This window comes from Rhodococcus sp. DN22, assembly GCF_036669995.1.
In the GTDB taxonomy this organism is placed as follows: Bacteria; Actinomycetota; Actinomycetes; order Mycobacteriales; family Mycobacteriaceae; genus Rhodococcus_F; species Rhodococcus_F erythropolis.
In genome coordinates this window covers 121,731-139,563 of sequence record NZ_CP133328.1, presented here as the reverse complement: position 1 = coordinate 139,563, position 17,833 = coordinate 121,731, and the positions used below count along the sequence as shown (strand labels likewise).

19 protein-coding genes and 1 pseudogene are annotated in these 17,833 nt (G+C 62.8%); 14 read left to right on the top strand and 6 right to left on the bottom strand.

The genetic code is table 11. The annotated features are described in order from the left end of the window. Positions 1 to 5: 5 nt before the first annotated feature. Together RA302_RS32330 and RA302_RS32325 are read right to left on the bottom strand one after the other, a co-directional pair. Positions 6 to 2,165, bottom strand: a complete 2,160-nt coding sequence (locus RA302_RS32330; protein ID WP_080656790.1) for a site-specific integrase — start codon at positions 2,163 to 2,165, stop codon at positions 6 to 8. Further along, positions 2,158 to 3,333, bottom strand: a complete 1,176-nt coding sequence (locus RA302_RS32325) for a tyrosine-type recombinase/integrase (RefSeq protein WP_021334719.1) — start codon at positions 3,331 to 3,333, stop codon at positions 2,158 to 2,160. The genes RA302_RS32330 and RA302_RS32325 overlap by 8 nt, the downstream gene beginning before the upstream one ends. A 54-nt stretch (positions 3,334 to 3,387) precedes the next feature. On the opposite strand from RA302_RS32325, the gene RA302_RS32320 reads away from it, so the two are divergent. The 4 genes from RA302_RS32320 to RA302_RS32305 all read left to right on the top strand — a co-directional run bounded on the left by RA302_RS32320 (position 3,388) and on the right by RA302_RS32305 (position 6,408). Continuing rightward, a complete protein-coding gene (locus RA302_RS32320; protein ID WP_149357535.1) occupies positions 3,388 to 3,825 on the top strand; it encodes an HNH endonuclease family protein in 438 nt (145 codons plus the stop codon). A 3-nt stretch (positions 3,826 to 3,828) separates the two neighbouring features. After that, the gene (locus tag RA302_RS32315; protein WP_051721009.1) at positions 3,829 to 4,251 is read left to right on the top strand and encodes a hypothetical protein; all 423 of its coding nucleotides are present in this window, start codon (positions 3,829 to 3,831) and stop codon (positions 4,249 to 4,251) included. A gap of 388 nt (positions 4,252 to 4,639) precedes the next feature. Then, on the top strand, positions 4,640 to 5,533 hold the full coding sequence (locus RA302_RS32310; RefSeq protein ID WP_021334669.1) for a hypothetical protein: 894 nt from the start codon (positions 4,640 to 4,642) through the stop codon (positions 5,531 to 5,533). A gap of 311 nt (positions 5,534 to 5,844) precedes the next feature. Then, positions 5,845 to 6,408, top strand: a complete 564-nt coding sequence (locus RA302_RS32305) for a hypothetical protein (RefSeq protein ID WP_030538008.1) — start codon at positions 5,845 to 5,847, stop codon at positions 6,406 to 6,408. 21 nt (positions 6,409 to 6,429) lie between these two features. Here RA302_RS32305 and RA302_RS32300 read toward each other — a convergent pair whose 3' ends face one another. After that, the gene (locus RA302_RS32300) at positions 6,430 to 7,281 is read right to left on the bottom strand and encodes a phosphoadenosine phosphosulfate reductase family protein (protein ID WP_021334666.1); all 852 of its coding nucleotides are present in this window, start codon (positions 7,279 to 7,281) and stop codon (positions 6,430 to 6,432) included. A 219-nt stretch (positions 7,282 to 7,500) separates the two neighbouring features. On the opposite strand from RA302_RS32300, the gene RA302_RS32295 reads away from it, so the two are divergent. The 6 genes from RA302_RS32295 to RA302_RS32270 all read left to right on the top strand — a co-directional run bounded on the left by RA302_RS32295 (position 7,501) and on the right by RA302_RS32270 (position 12,027). Then, positions 7,501 to 8,592 carry a hypothetical protein gene (locus RA302_RS32295; RefSeq protein ID WP_261943924.1) on the top strand — a complete coding sequence of 364 codons (1,092 nt, stop codon included), beginning with the start codon at positions 7,501 to 7,503 and terminating at the stop codon, positions 8,590 to 8,592. Beyond that, positions 8,553 to 9,242, top strand: coding sequence for a MinD/ParA family protein (locus RA302_RS32290; RefSeq protein WP_230587723.1), 690 nt, complete (start codon positions 8,553 to 8,555; stop codon positions 9,240 to 9,242). Before RA302_RS32295 ends, RA302_RS32290 begins: the two co-directional genes overlap by 40 nt. A 97-nt stretch (positions 9,243 to 9,339) precedes the next feature. Next, positions 9,340 to 10,011, top strand: a complete 672-nt coding sequence (locus RA302_RS32285) for a hypothetical protein (protein ID WP_021334665.1) — start codon at positions 9,340 to 9,342, stop codon at positions 10,009 to 10,011. After that, complete coding sequence (locus RA302_RS32280) at positions 10,011 to 10,448, top strand: hypothetical protein (protein WP_021334664.1); 438 nt, start codon at positions 10,011 to 10,013, stop codon at positions 10,446 to 10,448. The genes RA302_RS32285 and RA302_RS32280 overlap by 1 nt, the downstream gene beginning before the upstream one ends. Continuing rightward, entirely contained in the window at positions 10,445 to 11,308 is an 864-nt protein-coding gene (locus RA302_RS32275) for an RAMP superfamily CRISPR-associated protein (RefSeq protein ID WP_021334663.1), read from the top strand. The genes RA302_RS32280 and RA302_RS32275 overlap by 4 nt, the downstream gene beginning before the upstream one ends. Then, a complete protein-coding gene (locus tag RA302_RS32270) occupies positions 11,308 to 12,027 on the top strand; it encodes a hypothetical protein (RefSeq protein WP_021334662.1) in 720 nt (239 codons plus the stop codon). Before RA302_RS32275 ends, RA302_RS32270 begins: the two co-directional genes overlap by 1 nt. Positions 12,028 to 12,071: 44 nt before the next feature. On the opposite strand, the gene RA302_RS32265 is transcribed toward RA302_RS32270, so the two are convergent. From RA302_RS32265 to RA302_RS32255, 3 genes are all read right to left on the bottom strand, one after another. Continuing rightward, positions 12,072 to 12,737 carry a hypothetical protein gene (locus tag RA302_RS32265; protein WP_149357546.1) on the bottom strand — a complete coding sequence of 222 codons (666 nt, stop codon included), beginning with the start codon at positions 12,735 to 12,737 and terminating at the stop codon, positions 12,072 to 12,074. 115 nt (positions 12,738 to 12,852) lie between these two features. Then, positions 12,853 to 13,557 (bottom strand): hypothetical protein, encoded by a 705-nt coding sequence (locus RA302_RS32260; protein ID WP_021334660.1) that lies wholly within the window; start codon positions 13,555 to 13,557, stop codon positions 12,853 to 12,855. 87 nt (positions 13,558 to 13,644) lie between these two features. Further along, entirely contained in the window at positions 13,645 to 13,821 is a 177-nt protein-coding gene (locus RA302_RS32255) for a hypothetical protein (RefSeq protein ID WP_021334659.1), read from the bottom strand. A gap of 252 nt (positions 13,822 to 14,073) precedes the next feature. Here RA302_RS32255 and RA302_RS32250 point away from each other — a divergent pair. The 4 genes and pseudogenes from RA302_RS32250 (at position 14,074) to RA302_RS32235 (ending at position 17,814) form a co-directional block, all read left to right on the top strand. After that, positions 14,074 to 15,177, top strand: a pseudogene (locus tag RA302_RS32250) (AAA family ATPase). Beyond that, positions 15,174 to 16,412, top strand: a complete 1,239-nt coding sequence (locus tag RA302_RS32245) for a VWA-like domain-containing protein (protein ID WP_030538005.1) — start codon at positions 15,174 to 15,176, stop codon at positions 16,410 to 16,412. The pseudogene RA302_RS32250 and the gene RA302_RS32245 overlap by 4 nt, the downstream one beginning before the upstream one ends. Then, complete coding sequence (locus RA302_RS32240; protein ID WP_021334726.1) at positions 16,409 to 16,603, top strand: hypothetical protein; 195 nt, start codon at positions 16,409 to 16,411, stop codon at positions 16,601 to 16,603. The genes RA302_RS32245 and RA302_RS32240 overlap by 4 nt, the downstream gene beginning before the upstream one ends. Next, entirely contained in the window at positions 16,600 to 17,814 is a 1,215-nt protein-coding gene (locus RA302_RS32235) for a hypothetical protein (RefSeq protein ID WP_021334725.1), read from the top strand. The genes RA302_RS32240 and RA302_RS32235 overlap by 4 nt, the downstream gene beginning before the upstream one ends. The last annotated feature ends 19 nt before the right edge of the window (positions 17,815 to 17,833 follow it).

Below are 17,833 nucleotides of genomic sequence, written 5' to 3'. Positions count from 1 at the left end.
TTGCTCTAGATGGTGGTTCCGGGGCCGCGAACGGCCTTGTCGGTGGCGGAGACGTCGTTGATCGAGAGCAGGATCCGGTTGAGCGAGTCGACCTCGATTTGGCGGCCGTGCAGCCAGATGTTCGTCTCGTCCATCGGGGCGCCGTACTTCGCGGTGAACACTGCTTGCCGGTGTTCGATCAGGGTTTCCGTGTCGGTGAGTTGGGTCCGCAACTGCGGGGCGTGAGTGGAGTCGGTGACGAATTTCGAGCAGGACAGGCAGGCGTTTCCCTTATCGCACAATTGTTTCGGTGGGAGCGTGCACCAGCCGTTGGGGAGGATGCGGTCGGCTCGCTTGTCGAGCTGGATCAGGTCGTAGAGGTCGGAGCTGTCGATCGAGGCGGTGCGGCCGTCGCGGGTGACTTTCTTGTATCGGAGGAATTCCTCCTCCATGGTCTGAGCGGAGGTCACGGCGTAGTGCAAGGTCATGTCCGGAGAGATGTGTCCGAAGTAGCGCATCACGACGTGCAGCGGCACTCCGGCGTTGATGAGGTTGGTCGCGGCGGTGTGCCGGAAGCGGTGTGTCTTGGAGACCGCGACCTGACGTCCGACGGAGTCTCTGATGTTGAGCAGGCTGGTGAGTCTGCTGAACCGCAGATGCATTGTCGGAAGCGGGTAAGGCTTGTCGCCCAGTCGGTTTCGGGTCGTGCGAAGGAACAGGTATTTTGGCGTGACGTCAGGGTTTCCGAAGTGTGCCATCATTTCTCGGGCGTGCTTTTGTTGGGCTCGGATGATCGTGACGATCTCCTCGTCCACGGGGATCGTGGGTGCGAGGTTCGATTCGATCTTGGTCTGTTGATACCGCATCCGGGCGACGAATCCCGCGCTGTCAGGATCACTGTCTGTGCGCGTGCGCAGGATCGGTTCGAGTGGGTCGAAGTCCATCATCAGCACCTCGTTGGCGCGACGTCCGGTGCGCAGCAGAAGCATCATGATGTGGAAGGCTTGCAGGTCGCCGAGTCCGCCCTCGTTCACGGGCTGTGCGAGCAGGCCGCTGCCTTCGGCGATCTGCGCCATGACATCGTCTTCGAGGACCATGCCGTCTGCCTTGACGTTGGCCAGGCGGGGCTTGTCCTCGGGGCGGAAGAGCACGCAGTGCTCGGGTCGCAGAGTGGCCCAGGCGCTGATGCCGAGTTCGGTGGCGGCTTCGTCCCGGTGGTCATACATGAACTGGTAGAACTGTTCGATCGCGGTCATGATCTGGCGGCGTGGGTTCGTCGCCAGCGGCTTGCCCGCGCGCGCCCCGGACTCGATGCGGTGTGCGAGGAGCAGGTCGCAGAAGCCGCGGATGAAGCCCCGCAGGCGGTGTGGATCGGTTGTCAGGCACGGGCCCTGATCGGCGGTGGTGTCGATGTAGCGTTGCAGCCATTTCAGAGCGTCCAGGCGCGATTTGATCGTGCTCCACGAGTACCTTTCCGTGGTCAGGCCCGCCGAGAGCCAGTACTTCGCTCCCTCGCGCAACCACATGCTGGTCAGGTTGGTGAAGTGCATGGTCGTGCGACCTTGCGGTTCGTGGTCGCGTTGGGGCACCCTCGGGTCGAGGCTGGGGTTCCAGACGTTCAGCTCCCACCACGGGCCGCGGTGATAGGCGTATCCGAGCACGGCGGCCATGTGCCCGAGGCGGTAGGTGCCGCCTTTGAACGCAGACTCGCCGATCTTCTCACCGCGCATCTGAGCCTTCCGTGCGGATCTCACCCACTCGTCCGGCGAACGGTGCAGCAGCGATTGCGCCGACCGGCACTCGTCGTCGTGATGCATCGCGGCGCGCAGCAGGGTGAAGACGGCATTCGTCTCGATGACGCGGACGAAGTGACCCAGCTCGATACGCCGATGAATGATCCAGGCGATTTCCCAGGTCATCGGCTCCGGCAAACCGCGGAAGTTCAGGTAGCAGGAGGTCCAGCCCCCACCGACGTTTACTTCGCGGATCGCCGGTCGGTAGTGCGCCGGCATCGTCTTCTTGTCGAAGTGATCGCTGCGGCATTCTTCGGGCAGAGAGTCCCAGAGCCTGCGGGCGATGGTGAGGTCGAACATGTCCGCTAGTGCCAAGCCCGGATCGATCTGGTGCAGTCTCTTGGGGCTGCGCGACCAGGACGTGATTGCGGGATCTGTTGCTGGGCTAAGCATTCGGATACTCCCATCCGGCGACGTATTCGCGCCAGTTCGCTACCGAGGCCAGCTCGGCGTCCTCGGTGACGTGGCCGTAGATGTTCATCGTGGTCTGCACGCTCGCGTGGCCGAGGCGGCGACTGACGGTGTGGACGGGGCTCCCTGCCAGCAACAGCGCAGTGGCGTGGGTGTGCCGAAACCAGTGCGGTGTCATCAGGTTCGGGAAGTCGTTGTCGCGGTGCTTCATCGAGCGCAGGTGCGCATAGACCGACTCGGTGCGCAGCGGCGCGAACAGCGGGTTCCGCATCACGTTGCAGAAGATGTAGCTGCTGTCCCAATCATCGAGGGCCACATCGGCGCCTCGATCGCACAGCCACCACACGTAGTCGGCGTAGAGCCGATCGAGCCGCGACCCGATGTGGACCTCGCGCTCCCCGGACTTGGCGGACAGGCCGTGCGGGTGCACCCTGCTCACGATCGCGACCCGGGCGCTCTTGCCACCGATCCCGGTGATCCAGTCGCGGTGCTGCAACGAGAGGGCTTCACCGATCCGCATGCCCGATTCCGCCAGGACTGCCCACAGGAACCGATATCGCAGGTCACCTCGCCACTCCTCGAGCACCGGGTCGTAGCTGGCCTCGGCATCTTGGAGGGCGTCGATCGTGGTCGGCGTCAGAACCGGGATGGCCTTGCGGGCGGCGCGGATTCGGATAGTTGCGCGCTTCTGCGGCGCTCGCCTGGCCACGTGCTCGAGGAACGAGAGGTAGCGGCCCGATCGGACCTGGGCTTGCTTCCACAGGAACGGCGCAGCGTCTGTTCCGCTGTCGGCCTGGTAGCGGTAGAAACTCATCACCGCGCGCATGCGGAGGTTCACCGTGCTGTCGCTGAGCGTCGGTCGGGGGCGGAGTTCGCGGACCGGCGAGTCCAGCTCGCCGTAGCGCAGGGCAGAGATGAAGTCGCCGAAGTCGTGCAGCTTCACCGCATCCCACGATGTGCCGGTCACTTCCAGGAACGACCACCACTGGGCCAGGCTCTGTGCGTAGGCGCGGGTCGTGTTCGGCCGGAAGTCGATTTGCCGCCCGTACTCGAGGTATGCCTCGACCGGCTCAACGAGACCGAACGATCTGTCGATCACCGTCCAGGTCGTTGCACCGTCGCTGAGAGTGACACGTTGCGCTGTAGCCATCAGCCCGCTCCCGTTCGCCTGAACTCGAAGCTACGCCCGACCCTGCCTGATTCGATGCACCCGAACGGTGCGTGTCGGCGGTGTCATCGGCGTACCTCGCTGCCTGCAGATAACACCGTCGCCCACATATCCCGAATCCGTGGAAGGAAGCCCAGGATGATGTCAACGGCACTACCTACTAGCTACGGATTACACGTGTATCCCCTTGCCCGAGCATGGAAAATGGGCGCTTCGACTTGGACGGTCGACAAACGAATCCAGTTTGCCAACGACATCGATCGCAACCTGATGGCCGTGGACGGACCGACCAACGGGAAGAAATCCGACAAAGGACTCGATGAATGGATGCCCCCCAATACGGCGTACGGATGCGAGTATGCGGCACGCTATTTGACAGTCGCCCGCGACTACGCGTTGAGCGTCACCACCAGTGACCTCCACAGCGCTTCACTTGCGTGCGGTCTAGATCCGGAAATAACCAAGGAGAAATGACAGATGAGCCCCACACCGACCAACAAGAAGGCAGTGGACACAGCACGCAAGAGCGCTGAGGCACTGGCACACAAAGCTCTTCAGGCACGTGTATCGCTTGTCGGAGCAATTGGTGAGGCGCAAGCCTCTGCGCAGGAAATACTCGATCAGCGCGAGGTTCTCCTTGCCAAGCACGCCCAGGAACTCGAATCGCTTGACGCAGAGCACGCGCGCGCGGAAGACACGATCAAAACCGCATACGACACAGCCATTTCCGGTGGCTGGACAGCGCGTGAACTCACAGATATGGGCTACTCGGCGCCGAAGAAGAAGAAGAAGGCTCGTCGACAGAAGCCGGCCGCCGCCGAAACAACGTCCCAGGCCGCACCGCCCGCATCACCGAATCACACCGGTGAACAGCCCAGCAGCGCCGGTACCAACGACTAAATCGCCTGCCAGCTTTGCAGAACAGAGGAGCTCATGATGGACCACAACTCGCCGCTCGATATCGATTCGGTCGTACGTGTCCTCCCGAGCTGCACCAGCTGCGAACTGGAGAAACAAGCCGGCGTCGACGTGACTCATATCCGTCCGGCGCAGTGGGCTCTTACTCTGAGAGACTGCTGCGCCGGGTGGACCCCGACTCCGCATTTGGTGTGCCACATACATTTCGTGGAACTCGTCACCCAGCACCTTCCCGCCCAATGCGCGATGTGCGGGCGAACCAGCAGGAACATCTCCGACGTCCTCGACACTGCGATGACCTTGGGGACTCAAGTTCCCACTCCGCATCGCAAAACGGCGTGAGTTGACTCGTTCGAGGAAGTGGACCCCTATGTCTCGCAGTTACACCAGGTCGAACCCTGACGGAGTATCCGGTGTCGTCGATGTCGACGGCGGAAACTCGAATATAGCGACGAAGAAGCAAGCTCTCGTCATCCCGGAACAACGGTATGCGGAGCGAGAGAAGGAAAGAGCTTCCGCACGGAACCTCGACTCGGCCACCGAAGGGATGAGCCTGACCCGAGCTTCGAAGGACCTCAACCGCGCATTTCCTCGGCCGGGAACTGCCCCGATCACAGATGCGAGATTGCGCCGCAACTTGCCCGGTGAGATCGAGCTCCGCAAAAACTTGAGTTCGAGACAACGCAAAGCGCGATCGGTGGCCAAACGTGCTGTCCTTGACACAATGCCCGGGACACAACATCGGGCGTTGAACGGTTTGGTGTCGGACCCGAAGACATGGGCTGAGACGAATGCCGCTCTGTCGAGAGTCAACGGTGACGCTGTTCTGCTTGACGATAAACAGCGAAAAGAGGTCCAACGGATCGACCGTGCGATCCAATCAGCGGAGTCGAAAACAGGTCGAGGCCATCTGGTCTACACCGAAGTCACGATGCCGCATCCGATAGCGGGGCAGCATGATTGGCCATCGAATCTGCAACCAGGCGCGGTGATTTCCTTCGACCGCTTCACGGCCGGCACTCACACACTTCACGAACTGGATGCACACCGCGGGCCCAACGACGTTGCCTTCGAGATCGAAACCAGTCGCGGAATGTACCTGGGGCAATCCGATAGCGGAAACAACACCGCGCACGTGCTGCCCCGAGGAATGCATGTCGAAGTCGTCGCCATACACAACGCCCCTTACGAACGGCCTGGTCAGCCGCCTGGCGAAAGAATCGTCGTGCAACTGCGCGAGATCACGACAACCGAAGCGACTTGAGAAATAGAGGTTCAGCATGGCTTACACAGACGCACAAGGCCGCCCCGAAATCTTCATGCACCCCGAGATCCTGGCAGGGAAGTCGACATTCAGCCTCGTAGAACCGGCTTCGGGCGATTCGGCGGTCGAGCATCCCGAAAATAACAACACTGCCGGCGCAAAGAAAAATCGGAGGCCACCCAAAGGGTGATGCCTCCGACTCTCACTGTGCAATCTCAGTGCACTGACTCTAACCGAGGTAGGGCAGAGGATGCAACTGAAAAGTGCACTTGTACAACACTAATCAACAGCACGAGACAATGGAGAACACTGTGAAACGACGTTCGACCAGACGCTGCATCATCGCGATTGCAGCAATGACCGCGGCCACAGTTGCAGGGTGTACCGATTCGGGATCTGAAAACGAGTCGTTGACGACAAGCGCCACCAGTGAATCGTCTGCCTCGTCGACGTCCGGCACAGCACCCACTCAGGCGGGCGTCACGGACGTCAGAGGACAGGCGGGCATCACCACCGGAACTGCTGATCCCTTTCCAACGTCGCAGCTCCAGCAAGGTACTGCCCCGCCGGTTCAGCCCGGAATTTCGCCGGCGTCCGCCGCAACTGCTGGCGACCTGTGTGGGACAGTCGTCCCCCACGCCACAGGCGCCGTCCAACCAGTGATCGTCCTAACCGGATCTGTCGAGTGCGCAACGGCCCTTGCAATCAGTGAGCGATACCTCAATGACACTTCGGTGGTCATCGAAGGTCAAGGGCGGTTCGCCACAGTGGAAGGATGGCGCTGCAACTGGCCGTACGTCGACGGCCGCTCCCATGCCGAGTCCTACCTCCAATGCACCGACTCCGCCCAAAACTCGTTCAAGATCGGCGACTAACACCCGCTTCACACTTAGGTGTCAGATGTACTCGCGGATACGGGGAAGTGCATCGGCGATTTCCTCGAACAATGTCGGCCATCCGCGTCGTAGCCACGTGACCCGGCCTTGTTCGAGGAAGTGCCCGTCGATGAGATGGCTGACCCGCAAGTTTTCGTCGGAGACGCCGAGACCACGTAGTTTGTCGTAGATCGGGTTGGCCGGCAGCTTGTGTCGAGCCAGGTAGCCCCAGACATCGTCGCGGCTCCAATCCCAGGCCGGCCCAATCACGCGAGTTCCGTCGGCGCGCGAGATCAAGCCACCGTGTGCCTGGCGTTGCTCCGCCTTAGTGGCACAACACGTTCGGCAGTTTCGTTCGATTTCGAGCGCGAGATTGCTGTGATAGAGCGACCATCGACCTGTGCCTTTGACAGATTCGTCGGCGCGTACGCCCCATATCTCGCCTGGCCCGTGGTCGGCGTGCGCGCGACGAGCTGGCTCAGCAATCAATGATTCGTGCAGTGAAACGGACTTTGGGTAGTCCGCCGCGCGTTCGTGCTGCCAACCCCCGTCGCGGGAGAGCATTTCCAGTAATGGGGGCTCTGCCGCATATACCTGAAAGTTCAACTTCCATTCCTGTGCCACTCGCTGCACGAATTCGTACGTCTCAGGAAACTCCGCTCCGGAGTCGAAGAAGACGACGGGAACATTCGGCTCCACGGAAAGGGCGAGGTGAAGCACGACAAGCGAATCCTTACCGCCGGAGAACGCGACGTAGCCGTCATTATCTTCGAGGTGTGCAGCGATTTTCGCTCGTATTGACTCCAGATCGTGCCGGATAGGGCGGAATGCATTGAGCGTGGCCATGTTCAAGCCATCCGGAGTTGCACTCATCCTGTTCCCTTCATGAGGGTTTCAACCCTATCGGCAGTCTCTCCGCTTCGTGCGAAGCGCGTATCTGTGTGTGAATCCCGGAGACGGGAGCAGATATTGACTGCTCGTCGTGTATCCAGTCGGTGATACGTTCGCCAAAATCGCCCAAAACGAATTTCCAACGAAAGTGGGGGACCATGTCCAGCGACCAGAATAATCCCGAATTGCCACCATGGCTCGATGCCAGCGCCGATGACGGTGAGAACCCTCTGGACAGCGGCGGCCATCAAGTTCACACCGAAGACCGCGTCGCACGTCACGCACCACATCCGCATGAGAGATCATCGCCAGTCGACGCCGCACCCCCAGCGCAGCCATTCGTCCCGTCAGCTCCCACGCACGCAACCGAAGCCGGAGCGCCTGCGGCCAAACGGCGGCTGGCAGCCGATCGCCCCGCAGGAGGCGCGTCAGAGCAAGCCGCAACCGACTACGCCCGATCCGCTCGATCACATCCGGAGTGTTCACGCGGAGTCAGAGACAGCGCAAAGGAGCCCGTCGTCCACCCGCCACGTTGACTCCACCCTGAATCAGGAAGCGCCTGTTGCGCACCCACAGCCGGTTCCGCCTGGTCCATCGCGGGTCGCAAATGTCCGGGTCGTGTCGCCCTCGAACCTGCCGCCGGCGAGCTCGCAGCCTGTACCCCCGACCACTTCGTCGAGTGCGCCCAACGCCGCAGTCGAATCAGCTCCGTCATGGGATCCGCCGACGACAGCGTTTCCTGCTCAAGGCGCCGGCGTCGACACTCAAGGATCTCGCGGCACTGGTGGATACAACGCCTCGGCCCCGCAGACTGAAGAACCGCGTTCTCACACCGCGCAGTATCAGCAGCCGTTGAGCGCGGGTCAGACCCACCCTCATTCCACCGCTCAGCCGGCCGCGCCAGCGGTAGGCCAATACGGTCAACAGCACTACAACGGCGCACCGCCGCAGGGACCTGCCATTCAACCGCGTCAGGTCAACCCCGGAATCGCCTCTGGTTTCCGATCCTCAACCCCTCCGAGGCGCACTATCGACGACCTCGACATCATCCGTCGTGCGAAGCGCCCGCCGGCGAAAGGTTTCCGCCGCTTTCTGTTCAAATTGACCGGGGGCAAGGTCAACCCGGGTCAGTCGCAGGCAGAGCTCGAGTACCTCGAATTGGTCAAACGGATCAACCAGCCTTCGCGAGGCGTGTACAAATCGCCTTCGTTTCCCTCAAAGGTGGGGCGGGAAAAACAACTGCAGCCAAAACAGTGGGGTCGACGTTCGCCTCGCTACGAGGTGACCGTGTGATCGCGATCGATGCCAACCCGGACGCCGGAACCCTTGCCGATCGCGAGCATCGCGAGCACCGATACACCGTTCGAGACCTGCTGGCAGATCACCACATCCGCACTTACAGCGATGTGAGGCACTACGCCTCTCAGGGGGACAGTCGTCTGGAAATCCTCGCCAACGAAACTGACCCGGCCACCTCCGAAGCCTTCAACGAGCAGGACTATCTCGACGCGCTCAAAACGTTGGAAGTGCACTACATCATCATCATCACCGATTGCGGAACCGGCATGATGCATTCAGCGATGAAGGGTATCCTCGACGAGGCGGATGCAGTCGTCGTGGTCAGCCCCACCGCCCAAGACGGCGCACGATCGGCTGTCTCCACCTTGGCATGGCTCAACGAGCAAGGACATCAACGCCTGGTGGAAAAGGCAGTGGTGGTAGTCAATTCGACACGGCCGGGATCCTCCTCACTCGACCTGAGTCAGCTCGAAGACGTCTTCCGCCAACAAGGCGTACGAGCGGTCCGCATCATCCCGTTCGACGAACACCTCGGGGAAGGCGGCCCGATCGACCTGCTGCTGCTGAGCAAGAAGACCGAACGTGCGTACCTCGAACTCGCGGCGGATCTCGCCGACGATTTCGTGAACAAGGGACCCGCATAACGAAACCGACGCTGGCGGCCTCGACAGCTGCTGATCATCCACTGCCGTAATGTGCGCGGTGTTCGTAATGTCATGTGCCGCAGATAGCTTGCTTTGCATGACCGACTCGAACGCTGTGAGCATCGAAGACGTGTGCACCGCCGCACACAGGGCAGTTGATCCCCCACCTGTCGAAGGTCGCCGCTGCGGTGGCCCCTGCGCCCGCTGCGGGCGTGAGAGCCCCGGCAACATCTCTGTCAGCTCCGTCGTTTCCCGCACATTCACTGCCTTCGACGGGTGGTCCTCGCCCGCCGCGCAAGGGATGTGCCACGTCTGCGCGTGGGTCTACCGCACCCCAGCACTGCGTCTGAACATCCAGTTGGTGGGAGCGTGCCCACCAACACTGAAAACTTTGACTTCGAGACAACTCGGAGCGCGCCTACGGAAACCGTTAACCTCCGCGCACGCGCTCGTCGTGCCAGTGGGTATGCGTCGCAAACACCTTCTCCCTCATGCGCGGTGGGGCGAAATTGGTGTCGACGACATCTCGTTGTCTTGGACCAAACACGATGTACACACTCTCGCTGCGATGCGCCGCCTGCGCGCGGACGGCTTCGGAGAGCGGATGCTGGCAGCGAGCGCACCGCAATTCGCGATGATGCGCCGACTTCCTGCCGCACGGTGGACGGGACTCCTCGAAGACTGGGCAGAACTTGATCGATGGCGCGCGGCACCCCCATGGTGGGAACTCGCCCTGCGCGCCTCCTCCTCGAACAGGAAGGAACCGTAGTGGCAACCTCCACTGACAAATGGCTTGCTTCCGTTCCCGAACTACCCGCACTGACCGGGGCTCACTCGACCGCTGAACGACTACTTCTGTTGCTGCACTACGGAATTGACTGGGAAAACGGATGGGTAGCATCCCGCCGAGCCGTGTACTGGGAACACCACCTCCCCGATCGTGTCCGGCTCGCCACCTACCGGTGCGGCGCCGATCTCGACCGATGGTGGGGCATCGTGTCGGAGAAGCTCGAATCCCGACCCAACGCATCGCAGCGACTCGAACTCTCGCAACTACTGAGAGAACCACCGAAGCCAGTGCTGGCAATCATGCGCGAATCGACTCGGGCGCTGGTGCTTCGAACGCAGATCGTTGCGACGGCATACCGAGAGTCCCAAACCCACACCCGGCGGCAGCGCGACAACGCAGGAGAAACATCACCATGACCAGCACTGTGCATTGGGATCTGGACATCTATGCACTGTCGTCTATCTCGCACAAAGACGACAGCACCTCGACAACCACGGCCCTCTTTCGCCGTGAAGAAGTAATCCAGCTCGACGGGACGGGGGAGCTCGTTCCGATCATCTCCGGCAACTCCTTCCGCGGAACACTGCGACGCATCGGTGAGGAACTCCTCCGCGATGTGCTCGACTACGAGGGCACACTGTCGCTGCCGGCGGCCCACACCCTCCGTAGCGGAGGAGCGCTACGAAAAACCAAGGGCGAACCCCTCTCCGGAAGCAGACTCGAGCATGCACGAAATCTCATCCCCCTGATCGGCGTCTTCGGAGGTAACAGCAGCTCCACGATGATCAAGGGCCGCGCCCAGATCGGGAAAGTCGTACCGCGGGTCAAAGAGACCGAACACATCATGTCCAGACCGTCGAAGCTTCCGTTACTGAGCCAGTTCGAGCTGCTGGGCATCGAGCGGTACAGCCGATTCGACGACTCGGACACCGCAGACTTCCCATCAACCGCCGCGGCAGAGTCCGACGCGGAGAACTCGGCGACCGGCTCCCATCTGATGCGCTACGAAGTCGAGACCTTACCTGCGGGAACCACCTTCGAATCCTGGATCCGCCTCACCCGAGCCACCGATCTGCAGATCGCCTTCTTCACGGACGTCCTCGCCGAATTCACAGCAGCAGGACGACTCGGTGGGCGATTGTCGATCGGCCACGGGATGGTTCGCGTCGAATCCACGCGATCGACGACAGCCGGCACCACAGCATCTGCGGTGGATTGGCGCGAACATCTGCGCAGTGTCCGAGACGACGCGCTGGAAGTTCTGGCGAACTGGTGATGAGGCCGCTACTGGTGAAAGCGAGACTCGCCCACGGAATCGCGCACGCCGCACCGTGGGGAGTGAGCCTCGACGGACTACTCGCCGCAGAAATATGGGCAGACCAGAAGGCGGGCAAGCGCGATCGAGGCGAGGACGTAGCTGCGCTGGCAGCGGACGTGGACCCTGTAGACCTCGATTTGCCCTTGGCTCGATGCGAACTGTCAGGCGGAGACCTGTGGCACTGGGCAGCTACTTGTGCGTATCCCGAGAAACCTGTCGACCATCCAGTGGTGCGCTACTGGACGGGGCGCCCCGATCATGCGGCGCTCGGAGATCTCGTGGCAGATCTCCCGGGCGTCGTCTCGGAAAGGCAAGGCCCGTACCGGTCGCGGAGCATGCCGTTGTTGGTCACGAGCACCGACACCGTGACATGGCAATGTGTGGGAGACGATGACCGGATCATGGCGATCCTGCACGGTGTCGCCGCGATCGGAAAGAAACGTAGTCAGGGCGAAGGTCGAGTTCTGCGGTGGGAAGTGACGCCTCTCGACGAGTCTTTTGGCTGGTCGGCAGGGCATCTCCATATTGATGGCAGCCTCGGTCGGCCAACCCCGGATGGATGCCTGCACGGAACCGCGGTGGCAACCGGTGGCCGAGGACCCACGGGTCTGCGGCCGCCGTACATGCACGGTTTCCGCCGGCACACGCTCAACCTGCCGTTCTCGCTCACTGTGTGAGTAGCGAAGACGATCTTGGAGCCAAGTTCTGTCGTGGCGCTCGGCTATTGCGCGGTACCTGAACTGGGGTTCTCTGGCCTGCTAGCGATAGTCATCAGCGCCCTGTACGCACGATCTCGACGCCCTTCCGGGACGAGTTGCCACGAACGGTGTTGTGGGTTTTCGAGTGCCACAGCTAGCTTCTCGAGTCTGCGTGGGTCGTTTTCCGTCATCGTCACATCACGTTCGACGATCGGATTGCCAATCGCACTGGCGAGGATCGCAGCGTCATCGAGATGGCGTTGCGTGTCCCTGCGGTCACTGATGAAAGCTGCCCCCTTGAGGATCAGAGCCCCCAGAACGGTCGGCAGGCTCAAACGGGTTGGTACCCCGTCAATTTCGATCGTGCAGTTCACGGTTTTCCGCAATGCAGATGTGGCACCTGGGACCTGGAAGACCGGGTGCCCTTTCAGCTTCGGGACATGCTTCGGTGGTAGATGGTCGGCGACCATCACATCGACTATCTCGGGCGTCTTTTCTCCTCCACGTGTAAACCGGTGGATGGGGTCGTCGTCCTGGAGCGACCAGCGGAGTTCGTAGCCGAGATCCTCGAGTTGTTTCTTGACTTCGTTGAATACGGCTGCGCCGGTTTCTATGTGCAGCACGATGTCGACATCAAGGGTAGGTCTGTTGAGTGGCACTCCTGCTTTCGCTGCGTGCAGCTGCACCATCAGCCCCCCGATCAGTGTCCATTGTTCGGACGGGATCGCGTTGGCCAGTTCCGCGGCTTGCGGCCACGGTGTAGCCCACCCGCCGGCAGGCGCCTGAATAGTCCACTCGGGACGTTCAACGGAAGTCATCGAGTAGCTCCTGGAGTACGCGCGTGCCGGCGCTGCGCTGGCGGGTGTCGAGTGATTCCATCAGATCGACGGCGACGGCCGCGATCGGAAGCGTCGCCGTGCGGAAGAATGGGTTCAGGGCGGAAACGACCCGGAGGGTGACATCTCCGTTTTGGGAGAGCATTCCGAATTGTTCTACGACGTCGTCGAAGTCGTCGTCGACGATGTACCCGTCGGCTTTGCCGTGTCTCGCGGAGGACAGTCCGAATCGCGCCGCTGTTTTCGGTACGTGGATGATCGCGCTGGTACCGGTGGCGGCGAGGTAGCCGCCCCTGATCAGGACATCTACGTCGCCCTCCCCCCAGGTCTCCATGTGGTGTGTGGTGGCGCGGTTTCTGGCGAGGTAGGCAACTTCTGCCGCGGATGACCGGCGTAAACGATGTTTGAGTCGGGTGATCTGTGTCGGAGAAGCGATCCAGTCGACTTTGCACTGGGAAAGCAAGGCCAGGGCTGCCCAGGAAACTTCGGGACTCCATGGGCGTCCGGGATGGCGGGAGCTCTGGACCATCCGATGGACGGATGCGCTGTTGAGCAGGAGAGAATTGCCCACCTCGCGGGCGATGGTGATGGAACCGGCGCGAGCGAGTCTGGTGACCTGCCGTTCGGTCACCGAGAGTGCAGCGGCAGCATCGTGCACCGTCATCTCATCCATGCCTTATATGGTCGCATTCGAGACCATATAAGGCAATAACAGCACTACATCGTGCAATTATTTGATGTGCGATCGAATGCAGTTCTATCAGTCCTGCGGATTCCTAGCGGCGACGAGGTTGGTCAAGTCAGTCGGCCAGGGGTACTTTCCCGGTGCGTCTGTCACGGATTCGACGATGGCCTTTCCCGCGGCTTCATCGATCTCGATGATGGAGAACACCGACGTACCGGTGGTGTGGATCCGGACGTGATCGCCGACCTGCATGTGTGAATCTCTTTCTCGTATTCTGCGATGTTTCGCAGCTCCGCACTATCTCAGGTGTGTACGACACGATCTGGCACACGGAGGGGCGAGAGTCGGCCGGTCGGCCGGCCCCTCGCCCCGCCCCCGGCACGGCGAGGGGCGGGGTCATTTGAGGCCACAGAATCCGTCATTTGCGCAGTTCAGGCCGTATAATTCGAGGTGTCCTGTTGAGTGCGCGACTGACCATCGTGCCGATTTTTTTGGAGCGTTCTGATGGCTGATTTGGCTACTGCTGTGACTGTGTTGGATGCGAATGGGCGGGCGGGGGTGCCGTCGTTGTTGATTTCGGGTCCGGGTATGGGCAAGTCGAGTTTGGTGCGTGGGTTGGCAGCGGCGGATGGGGTGCTGTGCAAGACGGTGTTGGGGTCGTTGCGTGAGCCGTCGGATTTCGCGGGATTGCCGGTGGTGCGGGAGAACGGCGTGACGTTGGAGGCTCCGGCGTGGGCGAAGGAATTGGTGGCCGGTGGTGGCGGGTATCTGTTTCTGGACGAGTTGACGACGAGTCCGCCTGCTGTCCAGGCGGCGATGTTGGCGGTGGCGCTGGATCTGACTGTCGGTGATGTGCAGTTGCCGAAGGGGACTCGGGTGATTGCGGGGGCGAATCCTCGTCGATTGCGCTGCTGGTGGGTACGAGTTGGAAGCGCCGTTGGCGAATCGGTTCTGCCATGTGGAGTTCACGCCGTCTGTCGATGAGTGGTTGGACGGTATGGCGACGGGGTGGGGTGCGCCGCCTGCCTCGCGTGCGGTGGCCACCGATGAGCAGCGGGCCTGTGTTGGTGCGCAGTTCGATCACCGGCTTTGTGCAGCGCAATCCTGATGCGTTGGATGCGTTTCCGTCGTCGGCGGCGAAGACCGGTGGCGCGTGGCCGTCGCGTCGTACGTGGTCGATGTTGGCGGCGGTGTTGCCGCATTTGCGCGAGGACGACAACGCGGCGATCAACACGGCGGTGTTCGGGTTGATCGGTGAGGGCGCGGGCGTGGAGTTCTTTTCAGTGGCGACGTAGCGCCGATCTGCCCGATCCGGTTGCGGTGGTGGAGAATCCCGAGTCGGCGTTCGATTGGCAGTCGCGTCCTGATCTGGTGTGGGCGGTGTTGTCCGGTGTCACGGCGTGGGCGGTGGGGCGCGGCACGGTGGAGGCCTGGCGCAGTGCGTGGGGTCCGCTGATCGCGGCTGCGGAGGCGGGCGCACCGGACGTGGCGGGCGCGGCGGCGCGCACGCTGGCGAAGGCGCGACCGGCGAAGGCGACTGTCCCGGCGTCTGCCCGTCGGTTCGCTCCGATGTTGACCGCTGCGGGTCTGATGGAGGCGGCAGCATGAGCGGTGTTCGGGTGCTCGCGAGCGATGAGTTGCGGGCGTTTCGCCTGGCACGGCTGGTTTCTGCCGAACAGATGCCGTATTTCATGCGGGCGTTGTTCGCAGCGCGGCCTGTTGCTGCACCGGGGTTGGGCACGTTCGCGGTGGATGCGCAGTGGCGGCTGTATCTCGATCCGGCGTTGTTGGTGGGGGCGGGTGCGTGGCCGGTGCCGGTGGCGGGTGCGGTGTTGCTGCACGAGGTCGGGCACTTGCTGCGGGCACACGGTGTGCGGGGGCAGTCCTTGCCGAAGCCGGTGCACCACGTGGCGTGGAATTACGCGGCGGACGCGGAAATCAACGACGACTTGCTGGCGGCGGGCGTCGGGTTACCGGACGGGGTGATCACTCCACAATCGTTCGGGTTCGAGGACGGCGGAATCGCAGAGGACTATTACACGCACCTGATCGATCCGGCTACGGGACAACAGTTTCCAGACGACGACGATGTGGGATGCGGGTCCGGTGCGGGGTGCGCGCCGGTGCCGGGGGAGTTGGGCGCGGCAGCGGGGGAGATCGCGGACGGGTTGGACGGCGCGGAAGCGGATCTGGTGCGCCGTCATGTGGCGCGGGCGGTGCAGGCGGCGCAAGGGATGGGGCGCGGGAGCGCACCGGCAGGGTTGGCGCGGTGGGCTGGTGAGGTTCTCGCGCCGCCGACCGTGCCGTGGGATCGGGTGTTGCGTGCGGTGATCCGGCGCGCGTTGGCGGATCAGTCGGGGCGGACGAACTACAGCTATGCGCGTCCGTCGCGGCGCAGCGTGCCGGGGATCGTGGTCCCGGCGATGCGGGGTCCGTCGATCACGGTGTCGATTGTGATCGACACGTCGGGGTCCATGTCGGCGGGTGATCTGTCGGCGGCGATGGGTGAGGTGGCGGGTGTGCTGCGGGCGGGCGGTGTAGCGCGGGAGCGGGTACGGATTCTCTCGTGCGATGCGAAATCGACGTCTGCGCAGGCGGTGCGGTCGGTGGCCGATGTGGTGTTGGTGGGCGGCGGCGGTACGGATATGCGCGTCGGGATCGACGCGGCGAACGCGGCCCGTCCTGCCCCGCACGTGGTGATCGTGTTGACGGACGGGGATACGCCGTGGCCGGATCGGCCGTCGCGGGCGCATCTGGTGTGCGCGGTGATCGGCAACGACGGCGCACTGGCGCGGACCCCGGAATGGGCGTCGAGTGTGCAGATCCCGGTCGGTGCGTTGTGAACTCGGTGAGCGGTGACCTGTTGCGGTACGCGCAGCAGGTGTTGACCGGGACTTCTCACGCGCCGGATCAGGTGGCGAGCGTGGTCGCCGGTACCGGCGAGGATGCGGCGGCGCGGGCCTTGCGTGCGGGGTGGGAGTGCGCCGCGAATCCGGTGGTCTTGGCGTGCGAGCAGGCGGAGGACGTGTCGTGAGCGTGGAATGGTTCGATCTGGCTCAGCGTCTCTATGCTGCCGAAACGGGGCGCCCCGTTGCTCGGCTCGCACACACCACGTTCACCCCGTCAGCGTCGGCGCTGGCGGTGCGTGCGAGCGCACGCGGCGGCAGCGTGAGCGTGTCCGCTGCGGCGTTCGGTGGACGCGAGGAAACCGCGTGCGATGAGGCCGGGTTGGCGTTGCTGGCACGGTTGGGCGGCACGCTGGCGGCGGATGCCCCGGCGATGTTGCTCACCGACGACGGCGGCACGATTCCGGCGCTGGTGGGGTTGGCGCGGGCGCACGCTCACCACAGTGACCCGAATATTTCCGGTAGTGCCGCGATGGTGGGGTGGTGGGCGGATCGGGCGGATCATCCCGGCACGTCGGCGGTGGTGAATCTTCCGGCCGCGTCGAGTTCTCGCTACGTGCTCGGAGTGGTGCCGGAAGCGCAGCGGTCGGCGAGGGTGTGGCGGACGTGGTTGCAGATCACCGGCGAGAGTGTCGCCGGGATGCACGAGTGGGCGCGTGCGATCGGCAGTGGCCGGTTATTGCCGCTGCTCGCTGCGATCGGTGAAGACGATGCGTATTCGTTTTCTCGGGCGCAATCCGCCTTGGTGGACGGTCACGACTGGTCACGTCCCGACAACACGGCCAGCGCCGCGATGGGCCTGCGAAGTCGTTGTGACGCAGCAGATGTGATGTCATCAGCCTTGCTCGATGATCCGATGTGGCGCGAGCGCGCACTGCACACCGGCCACGTCGCGGTAGGTGTGGCATCGATGACGCCGCCACCGAAGGGTTCACGTCGGCGCAACGGGTCGCTGTCGGTGACGTGCGAGCGTCTGGATTCACGCCTTCGGGTCGGATCTGCTGTCACCGGGTGGGTCGGTACACCGCGACGGCGACCGTTCGAGCAGTTCACCGTCGAGGTCACTAAGGCCGAGGTTGTCGGCGGGAAGTTGGTTCTCGGACTCGGTTCGGTGGGGATGTATGCGCCGCCGAGTGATGCGTCGGTGGTGTTGATGCCGCAAGCGGCGTCACCTTTCGCGATGCGCGCTGGTCGTGGCCGGTATTGGAGGCTCTACCGAGGTCGGCGGTCCTGGCTTTCGACGGGGCAGACGCCCGTCCCTTCCCGGCGTGAAGTGCCGTTGGACGTGCTCATAGCGGGCGCAGAGGAACCCGGCAGCATACCTGCCGTGGGTAAATAGCCAGTTCAGAGGCTTCTTT

Bases quoted from the DNA above. Each gene is read 5' to 3' on its own strand.
- RA302_RS32270 (WP_021334662.1), top strand. From the start codon at position 11,308: ATGAGGCCGCTACTGGTGAAAGCGAGACTCGCCCACGGAATCGCGCAC.
- RA302_RS32325 (WP_021334719.1), bottom strand. From the start codon at position 3,333: ATGGCTACAGCGCAACGTGTCACTCTCAGCGACGGTGCAACGACCTGG.
- RA302_RS32275 (WP_021334663.1), top strand. From the start codon at position 10,445: ATGACCAGCACTGTGCATTGGGATCTGGACATCTATGCACTGTCGTCT.
- RA302_RS32315 (WP_051721009.1), top strand. From the start codon at position 3,829: ATGAGCCCCACACCGACCAACAAGAAGGCAGTGGACACAGCACGCAAG.
- RA302_RS32300 (WP_021334666.1), bottom strand. From the start codon at position 7,281: ATGAGTGCAACTCCGGATGGCTTGAACATGGCCACGCTCAATGCATTC.
- RA302_RS32310 (WP_021334669.1), top strand. From the start codon at position 4,640: ATGTCTCGCAGTTACACCAGGTCGAACCCTGACGGAGTATCCGGTGTC.
- RA302_RS32295 (WP_261943924.1), top strand. From the start codon at position 7,501: ATGCCAGCGCCGATGACGGTGAGAACCCTCTGGACAGCGGCGGCCATC.
- RA302_RS32265 (WP_149357546.1), bottom strand. From the start codon at position 12,737: ATGGTGCAGCTGCACGCAGCGAAAGCAGGAGTGCCACTCAACAGACCT.
- RA302_RS32320 (WP_149357535.1), top strand. From the start codon at position 3,388: ATGCACCCGAACGGTGCGTGTCGGCGGTGTCATCGGCGTACCTCGCTG.
- RA302_RS32245 (WP_030538005.1), top strand. From the start codon at position 15,174: ATGAGCGGTGTTCGGGTGCTCGCGAGCGATGAGTTGCGGGCGTTTCGC.
- RA302_RS32285 (WP_021334665.1), top strand. From the start codon at position 9,340: ATGACCGACTCGAACGCTGTGAGCATCGAAGACGTGTGCACCGCCGCA.
- RA302_RS32255 (WP_021334659.1), bottom strand. From the start codon at position 13,821: ATGCAGGTCGGCGATCACGTCCGGATCCACACCACCGGTACGTCGGTG.
- RA302_RS32330 (WP_080656790.1), bottom strand. From the start codon at position 2,165: ATGCTTAGCCCAGCAACAGATCCCGCAATCACGTCCTGGTCGCGCAGC.
- RA302_RS32260 (WP_021334660.1), bottom strand. From the start codon at position 13,557: ATGGATGAGATGACGGTGCACGATGCTGCCGCTGCACTCTCGGTGACC.